Raw genomic sequence first — 8,399 nt, forward strand, 5'->3', positions numbered from 1 at the left:
CTGAATATAAACTTTATACCCTCCTCAAAGAAGAGCTTAAAAACGGATCGAATGACCTTGTGACGAGGTCAACGGGGCAGACGATAAGAGACAGGATAGAGCGGGATATTGCGAAAGAGAAAGATGGGGCGGTTATTGCCATTGATTTCTCCGGAATCGGGGTAATTGATTATTCCTGTGCAGATGAGATTGTGGCAAAGCTCATATCCAGACTTATAAGCGGCGAATACGGCGATAAATACATCGTGCTTACTGGTCTTAATGAAAATCAGAAGGAGAATATCGAGGTTGCCCTTGAGCGAAAAGACCTTGCAGCAATAGCGGAAATCAGGGATAATGGGAAAGTCCTTATTGGAAGCCTGAATAACTATCTTGTTGAAACGCTCAATCTGATATTTGAAAAAGGCAGCATTACTGCAAGTGATCTCTCAGATAGCCTTAAACTTCTTGCAAATACAAGCGGGACAAGGTTGTTGAATCTCCATAAAAAAAGGCTGGTAAAAAGGGTTCCTGAGAGAAGAAATGAAGGAACGGTGTGGGTGTATGAAAAGATTTAGTCTAAAAGGGGATTGAAATGACTAATATAATATACCTGATTGTTGGTCTCATATTAGGAGGTGCTGCCCTCTGGTTTATTCTAAATAAACAGCTTAAGCAGCGAGAAACTGAATTAAACAAACTGAGAGAAGAGTTAAAGACAGAAAGTCAGGCCAGAATAGAGGCCCAAACACGGCTTGATGAATTTGAAAAACAAAGGGAATATATTGAAGAAACGCTTAAGAATGAATTTGCTTCTCTGTCTTTAACAGCCCTTTCTAAAAACTCTGCTGAATTTCTGAAGCTTGCAGAACAAGCACTTGAATCAAAAACTACCGAAGGTAAGAAGGAACTTGAAAGCAAAAAAGAACTGATTGACCAGAACATTGAAGCCATAGGAAAAACACTGTCTGAGGTTCAAAGTAAAATTGAAAAAGTTAGTAAGGACAGTGGCGAAAAATTTACAGAAGTGGCCACCCTCATTAAAAAACATGAAGAGGTGACATTCAAGTTGAAAGAGACGACTGAACACCTTGGGCAAGCCCTTGCGAGTTCGAAAAAAAGGGGCGAATGGGGTGAGCGGATGGCAGAAGATATTATTAGGCTTGTGGGAATGGTAGAGGGAATAAACTACATCAAACAAAAAACCTTGGAACACTCAGCGGGCAGGCCGGATTTTACATTTCTTTTACCGAATAATTTGAAGGTAAACATGGATGTAAAGTTCCCAATCGAAAACTATCAAAAATACCTTGATGCACATTCCGAACATGATAAAAAACGTCACAGGGATGAACTGCTAAAAAATACAAAAACAATGATCAGGCAGGTAACAACCCGTGATTATATCAACCCATCAGATAATACTGTTGACTATGTAATTGTATTTATCCCCAATGAACAGATTTACAGTTTTATAAACGAGACCGATACAACAATAATGGATGAGGCATTAAAACAAAAGGTTATTCTATGTTCTCCCTTTACGCTTTACGCAGTCCTTGCAGTGATAAGGCAGGCGATTGAAAATTTCAACCTGGAACGGACTGCCTCAGAGATCTTAAAGCTCCTTACCGAGTTCTCGAAGCAGTGGTCGGCCTACAAAGAAAAATTCAAGATAATGGGTGACAGGCTTGATGCTGCAAAAAAAGAGTATGATACCCTCATCACAACGAGAAGCAACATGCTTGAAAAACCTTTAAAGAAGATAGATGAACTAGGCAAACAGAAGGCACTTGCACTGGATGCAGAGATAAAGTTTGATGAAACACAATCTACAGAATGATGCAGTATGGTTCCTTACCCGTTAGATTTTTTATGGGAAAAGGTCGAAAAAAAATATAGTGGTGAAGAAGCAAAAACCATTTCCGGTGTTGATGTATCGTATAGGGATGAAAAGTACGCAGCGGTTCTTATCACATTCGAGGATGAAAAGCTTAAGGACATCAAGGTAGATCAAGGCATCTCGAATGAGCCCTACCGGAGTTCATTATTTTTCCTGAAAGAAGCGCCGGTTATTTCAAAACTTATTTATGGCGAAAGCATAGACCTTCTCTTTGTAAATGGTCATGGCATATGTCATCCATATTTATACGGTTTGGCAACAGTAATCGGGTTCACCCACAGTATACTCACAATAGGCATTGCACAGAGATTGATATCTGGAACATACGAGGAAATTGAATCGGGGTATCCAGATATTACATATATTGCCCAAAATTAGAGGAAGCTTGGAACTGCTGTAAAAATCAGGAAATTTAAGAAACCTGTATATCTTTTCCCGGGTTTCGGAATAACACTCAATCGAACAATTAACGAATATCTGAAATGGGCAAAAAACAATAAGATACCGGAGCCTTTAAGATTAGCTCACATATATGCAAAAAGGTATATGAATAGTTGATGCTCTGGTTCATTATCACACTTAAATAACAAGTACTTATCTCTTTTTATAATGATTATGAAAAAATCTTGACACATTTATTATACCGGGGTACAGTATCCTGATATGAAAAAATTGCGTATAAATAAAGGAAATACAGCACGAAAAAGAGTATATAATTATATCCGGGAACAAATTTTAAGCGGTGTTATAGCTCCTAACGAACGTTTATTGGAAACAAAAATTGCTAAACAAATTGGAACCTCACGAACTCCTGTAAGAGAAGCCCTCCATAGTCTTGAATTAGAAAAACTGATTAAATCAATACCAAGTGTGGGTTATACAGTTGAACCTATAAGCGAAGATGAAGTTAAGCAAATATGCGAGATCAGGAGGGTGATAGAGGGGCTGGCTGCACGGTGGGCAATGGAAAAGGCACAGACAAAACTCGTCAAGGATCTTGGGAAAAACATAGCCACCGCAGAGAATAAAGTTTCAACAGGTGATGTGAAGGCATTTGTCGACCTGGATGCTCAGTTTCACGAAATTATCGCTAAGCTAAGCAGAAGCGGACACCTTCTGGAATTATCGCGGTTCTTAAGGCGGCAAATGCTAAGATACAGGATACAGAGCATATACTCAAAGTACAATGTTTTAAGAGCTATAGAGGGCCACAAACAGATACTTAAAGCGATTGAAGGGGCTGATATAAATGCGGTTGAGAAGGCGATGAGGCATCATCTTGAACAGTCTCTAAAAGATATATTGAGATTTGCGTTTAAAGAAGATACAGGTAAGGATAAAATTCAATGATCGAAATCATGTTTAGAGGTCGCGGAGGACAGGGGGCAGTAGTTGCCTCTGAGATTCTTGGAAGGGCCTTTTTTCTTGAAGGTAAATACCCACAGAGCTTCGCTCTCTTTGGAGGTGAACGACGGGGTGCCCCTGTAGTCGGTTTTTTGCGCGTTGATGATGAACCCATTCTTTTGAAATGCCAGATAAAGCACCCAAACTACCTGATTCTCCTTGACATATCGTTAATTGAACAGGAGGAAATAGGTAAGGAGGTTGTACCTGGTGGAAAACTCCTCATTAATACACATAATAGCATCGAGTATTTTAAGGACTTGAGGGGGTTTACCATTGGTCTGGTTGACGCAGCATCAATCGCTAGAAATCTTGGACTCGGAGGTAATTTTAATATGGCAATGCTGGGGGCATATGTACGCTTGACCAATCTCATAAAGCTTGAAACATTGATCGAAGCAGTCACTAAAATGGTTCCATCCAAAAGAGAGGAGAATATCCAGGCAGTGAAAGATGCCTATGAACAAGTAAGGGTCTACGAGGCGGAAGGTTAGAGAGCTATGAATCATCCACTTATCCAGGAAAATAAATTTGTAATCCCTATATCCTATGGCAGCACAGAGGTCATCGATACAGGCAAATGGGGTTTTCAAAAACCACATACGCAGTTTATGACAGCCCCCTGCCAGGAATCTTGCCCTGCGGGAAACAACATCCCTCAATTTCTCTATTTAGCCCAAAAGGGTGAGTATGGTAACGCACTTTTAACCATCTTAAAGGAGAACCCCTTTCCCGGTATATGCGGAAGGGTTTGCTTCCATCCCTGTGAGGTAAGCTGCAATAGAGATAAGTACGATGAGTCCGTCTCTATCAGTGCACTGGAACGATATATATTTGATACGACATCTGATCAAGTGCCTAACCTGAACCCCGTCCAGAATGTCAATGGAAGAGGAGTCGCCGTTGTCGGGTCTGGTCCTGCAGGTCTTTCATGCGCCTATTTTCTTCGTCTTTTAGGCCATAAGGTAACCGTTTTTGAGGCATACAAAGAAGCCGGCGGGATAATGACGTACGGTATCCCCGGATACCGCCTCCCGAAAGCTATCGTCAAAAAAGAAATTGCAAGGATGATAGCTCTGGGTATTGAGATAAAGACAGGGGCTAAAGTGGGCAGAGATATCACTTTTGATGCACTCAATGAGTATGATGCAGTTTTTCTCTCGATCGGTGCCGGGATAGAGAGCCCCCTCGGCATAGAAGGCGAGGCATTTGAGAAGGTCATGCATGGTCTTGACTTTTTAAAGCGTATCAACTCAGGTTCATCAATCCCGGGAGGTCAGGATGTAATAGTGGTCGGCGGAGGAAATACTGCCATGGATGTAGCAAGGTCATCTATCAGGAATGGTTGCCGTGTTACCATAGCTTACCGAAGGGGAAGAGCAGAGATGCCGGCTATCAAGGACGAAATTGATGATACCGAAGAGGAAGGTGCACGGTTTGAATTTCTGATTCAACCTGTCAGGATAAAGATGTTATCAGACAAGAGATTGGCCGTAGAATTCCAGCGTATGAAGCTTGGTGAACCGGATGCGAGTGGCAGGCCAAGGGCTATTCCTGTTGAAGGGACTGACTTCATAATGGAAACAGATTACCTTATCACTGCTACCGGTGAAAATGTTGATCTTGTATCCTTACCCACGGACCTTATAAAAAACGGTCTTGTCTACGTTGATAATTTTCTCAGGACAAAGAATGCTAAGATGTTCGCAGGTGGCGATGTGGTTGACCAGCCACGAACCATAGTGACTGCCATAGGAGCCGGGAAAAAGGCTGCTATTTCCATTGACCTTTATCTCAAAGGAGTACCCCCTGAAAAAATGTTCTCCGGGATAAGGGTGGGAGACAAAGGGTCTCTTTCTTTCGAGGCGTATACCTCCGGTGGAAGGTTTGAAATGAATCGTGCGGCACAGAAAGTTGTTACCTTCGATAAACTGAATACCCTTTATTTTGAGCACACGAGCAGGGTTAAAAAACGTAAACTGAGCCGTGAGGCTTCTCTTAAAAGTTTTCAGGAGGTCAATCTCGGTTTATCAGCGGAAGAAGCAACTACCTCTGTTTCACGCTGTTTTACCTGTGGAACATGTAATTACTGTTACAACTGTTACTTCTTCTGTCCCGAAGGCGTAATTGCACTGGATCCTATCAAAGGGACGAAATATGTGGATTATGAACATTGCAAAGGATGCGGGACATGTGCAAAGTCCTGCCCGAGAAATGTGGTTGTGATGAAGGAGCTGTGATGAAAGAGTTTATGACCGGGAATCATGCCATTGCCAATGCGGTGAGATTATGCCGGACCCCCCTCATCGCAGCTTACCCAATTACACCTCAGACCTCCATTTACGAAAAACTCTCCGAGTGGGAGGCTTCCGGTGTTCTCAAAGGGATAATGATGAGAACTGAGTCGGAACATTCTGCCATGGCATCATGTATTGCTGCTTCTCTGACCGGGGTTAGGACATTTACGGCAACTTCATCCCAGGGGCTTGCGCTGATGCACGAGATGCTCCATTTTGCAAGTGGATGCCGGGCACCTGTAGTTATGGCAAATGTGAACAGGCTCCTTGCTGCACCATGGGGCTTCTGGGCTGATCAGACCGACAGTCTTTCCCAGAGAGACACAGGATGGATTCAGTTTTATGCGGAAAACGGTCAAGAGGCACTCGACAGTGTCATTCAGGCATATAAAATAGCTGAGCAGGTATACCTGCCTGCCATGGTTGCAATAGAAGCCTTTTTTGTCTCCCATTTCATGGAACCGATTGACCTTCCTGACCAGGATGCAGTTGACCGGTTCCTACCCCCCCTTGATCTTCCCCATCGTTTTAATATTGATAAACCCGGTTACCTTGTGCCTGTTGTGCCCCAGGAATTGTACCGGGAATACAAACATATGGCTTTCCTCTCAATGGATTCTGTGAAGGAAATCGCCATCAAGGTAGACAGGGAATACAAAGAGGAGTTCGGAAGGGGCTATGGGATTATTGAACCGTTCATGTTTGACGATGCTGAGATTGTCCTCGTCACAGCAGGGTCAATCACCAGCACAGCGAGGGTTGCCATCAAATCCCTTCGTGACGACGGATATAAGGTAGGGCTCCTCAAAATACGCCTTTTCAGACCCTTTCCACGCGAGGCAGCCTGTGCTGCCCTTCTGGGAAAGAAAAAGGTCGGTGTTATTGACAGAAACATATCAATCGGGAGTGGAGGCATATTCTGCCAGGAACTAAGAGGAGCGCTTTTGGGTATTGCACCCCAACCCCTTACCTACAGCTACATTGCAGGGATTGGAGGTAGCGACGTAGACGTGGAAACGATCCGTAAAGTTGCCTTTGATGTGATGAAAAGGACTGAGCCAAAAGAGGAAGCGATCTGGATAAAGGAGGATTTTTAAAGGTGATTATGGATTTACCAGAAGAACATCCTAATCTGATAAGGCCAGGCCATTCGGCATGCGCCGGCTGTGGACTGGTTGTTGCCATGAAATTGGTACTCCAGGTAATGGGGCCAAGGACGATAACCGTCATCGTGCCGTCTTGTGAAGGCTCGACTTCGGGTGTATATCCCAACACATGTCTTGCCATGCCGTCCTTTCACTCTGCTTTTGAGATCGCAGCACCAACCGCAGCAGGGATAGCAAATGCCCTTAAAATACTGGGTAAAACCGATATCCAGGCAGTTGCCTTTGCAGGGGATGGGGGTACCTTTGATATTGGCCTTGCCGCTCTTTCTGGTGTAACAATGAACAATGATGACATTATTTATGTCTGTCTTGATAATGAGGCCTATATGAATACAGGTATTCAGGTGAGCTCAGCAACGCCATCTTTTGCCTGGACAGGAACAACCCCCAAAGGGAACCCAAGACGGAAAAAGCATATCATGGATATCATGGCTGCCCATTACAATCCCTATTCAGCAACAGCTACTATTGGTTTTCCCCATGATCTCCGGCGCAAAATCGCTAAAGTTAAGGGTATCAGGGGAACAAAATTTATCCATATGCTTGTGCCTTGCCCTACTGGTTGGAGGATGGCCTCGGATTTATCCCCCGACGTGTCTCGCCTGGCTGTTGAAACCAATATTTTTCCTCTCTATGAGGTGGAAGATGGCGTACGATACACTATAAACCATGAACCGCTTAAATTACCTGTTGAAGAATATTTATTAAAGCAGGGACGCTTCAAGCATTTGAAGAAAGAAGAAATTCAACGCATTCAAAAGGATGCAGACGATGAGTGGAATAAGCTGCAATATAAGGCACATAGGTCTATGGTGGATAGCGCTTAATCCTTACTTTCAAGAAAGGGGCAATGTGTATGAAACTTTTCTGGAAGTTTTTTGATAAGCTCATCGAGGTAATGGCAGCGATAGCCGGGGGAATACTGGTTTTTATAGCGGCTGCTGTCTGTTACACCATCGGCATGCGATTCTTCTTTACACAGACGACTATATGGATCATGCAAACAACCGAATATGCCCTGTTGTGGATAGTTTTCCTTGCAACAACCTGGCTTTTGAGAGAGGGGGGGCATATAACTACCGATATCATATACACTCATCTCAATAACAAAACCAAACAATATCTCGATTGTATCATGTTTGTGATCGGCGGGTTTGCCTGTGCGATTATGGTCTTTTTTGGGATTCTCTATATGTATGAGTGTATTGTAGGCAGGGTAACAGACGTAAGGGCAGTTACTGTTCCAAAATCGGCTGTTTTCATTATCATCCCCATAGGCAGCATCCTCCTTACCATGCAGTTCTTCAGGATGGCGTGGAGCAGGTTTAGCGATATTAGGGCAGGGAAGTAACCCATGGAATGGTACACGATCATTCTCTTACTTTTTGGCGGTATGGTCTTCTTATTGCTTACGGGGATACCCATTGCCTTTGCCTTTCTCGTTGTCAACATGGTTGCGGCCTATTTCTTCCTGGGCGGGATACCAGGCCTTGTCGGGGTGGTGACAGGGGTTTTTACTTCCATTACAACCTTTACCCTGCTTCCTGTGCCCTTTTTCATCCTTATGGGAGAACTGATATTCCATACAGGCCTTGGCCTCGACGCGGTAAATGTGCTCGACAAATGGCTTGGCAAACTCCGGGGCAGGCT

9 protein-coding genes and 1 pseudogene are annotated in these 8,399 nt (G+C 43.6%); all 10 read left to right on the forward strand.

What is annotated here, in order from left to right:
* Positions 1-557, forward strand: a 557-nt coding sequence (locus tag NTU69_04945; GenBank protein ID MCX5802868.1) for an STAS-like domain-containing protein, incomplete at its 5' end; no start/stop codon positions are given.
* Positions 558-574: 17 nt separating this feature from the next.
* The gene (rmuC, locus tag NTU69_04950) at positions 575-1,822 is read left to right on the forward strand and encodes a DNA recombination protein RmuC (GenBank protein MCX5802869.1); all 1,248 of its coding nucleotides are present in this window, start codon (positions 575-577) and stop codon (positions 1,820-1,822) included.
* A 6-nt stretch (positions 1,823-1,828) separates the two neighbouring features.
* Positions 1,829-2,440 (forward strand): annotated as a pseudogene (locus NTU69_04955) (endonuclease V).
* A 105-nt stretch (positions 2,441-2,545) separates the two neighbouring features.
* Positions 2,546-3,232: a GntR family transcriptional regulator gene (locus tag NTU69_04960; GenBank protein ID MCX5802870.1), complete on the forward strand. Its 687-nt coding sequence runs from the start codon at positions 2,546-2,548 to the stop codon at positions 3,230-3,232.
* Positions 3,229-3,780, forward strand: a complete 552-nt coding sequence (locus tag NTU69_04965) for a 2-oxoacid:acceptor oxidoreductase family protein (GenBank protein ID MCX5802871.1) — start codon at positions 3,229-3,231, stop codon at positions 3,778-3,780. The genes NTU69_04960 and NTU69_04965 overlap by 4 nt, the downstream gene beginning before the upstream one ends.
* A gap of 6 nt (positions 3,781-3,786) precedes the next feature.
* Entirely contained in the window at positions 3,787-5,526 is a 1,740-nt protein-coding gene (locus tag NTU69_04970; protein MCX5802872.1) for an NAD(P)-binding protein, read from the forward strand.
* Positions 5,478-6,680: a pyruvate ferredoxin oxidoreductase gene (gene porA / locus NTU69_04975; GenBank protein MCX5802873.1), complete on the forward strand. Its 1,203-nt coding sequence runs from the start codon at positions 5,478-5,480 to the stop codon at positions 6,678-6,680. Before NTU69_04970 ends, porA begins: the two co-directional genes overlap by 49 nt.
* Positions 6,681-6,688: 8 nt before the next feature.
* Positions 6,689-7,576, forward strand: coding sequence for a thiamine pyrophosphate-dependent enzyme (locus tag NTU69_04980; GenBank protein ID MCX5802874.1), 888 nt, complete (start codon positions 6,689-6,691; stop codon positions 7,574-7,576).
* Positions 7,577-7,605: 29 nt separating this feature from the next.
* On the forward strand, positions 7,606-8,100 hold the full coding sequence (locus NTU69_04985; protein ID MCX5802875.1) for a TRAP transporter small permease: 495 nt from the start codon (positions 7,606-7,608) through the stop codon (positions 8,098-8,100).
* Between the two features lie 3 nt (positions 8,101-8,103).
* A partial coding sequence (locus tag NTU69_04990) for a TRAP transporter large permease subunit (protein MCX5802876.1) occupies positions 8,104-8,399 on the forward strand: 296 nt, incomplete at its 3' end.

The sequence above is a fragment of the Pseudomonadota bacterium genome, assembly GCA_026388215.1.
Taxonomy (GTDB): Bacteria; Desulfobacterota; Syntrophorhabdia; order Syntrophorhabdales; family Syntrophorhabdaceae; genus JAPLKF01.

Excerpts from the sequence above, each read along its gene's own strand:
- NTU69_04970 (MCX5802872.1), top strand. The coding sequence starts at position 3,787 with ATGAATCATCCACTTATCCAGGAAAATAAATTTGTAATCCCTATATCC.
- NTU69_04980 (MCX5802874.1), top strand. The coding sequence starts at position 6,689 with ATGGATTTACCAGAAGAACATCCTAATCTGATAAGGCCAGGCCATTCG.
- NTU69_04985 (MCX5802875.1), top strand. The coding sequence starts at position 7,606 with ATGAAACTTTTCTGGAAGTTTTTTGATAAGCTCATCGAGGTAATGGCA.
- NTU69_04965 (MCX5802871.1), top strand. The coding sequence starts at position 3,229 with ATGATCGAAATCATGTTTAGAGGTCGCGGAGGACAGGGGGCAGTAGTT.
- NTU69_04960 (MCX5802870.1), top strand. The coding sequence starts at position 2,546 with ATGAAAAAATTGCGTATAAATAAAGGAAATACAGCACGAAAAAGAGTA.
- rmuC (MCX5802869.1), top strand. The coding sequence starts at position 575 with ATGACTAATATAATATACCTGATTGTTGGTCTCATATTAGGAGGTGCT.
- porA (MCX5802873.1), top strand. The coding sequence starts at position 5,478 with ATGTGCAAAGTCCTGCCCGAGAAATGTGGTTGTGATGAAGGAGCTGTG.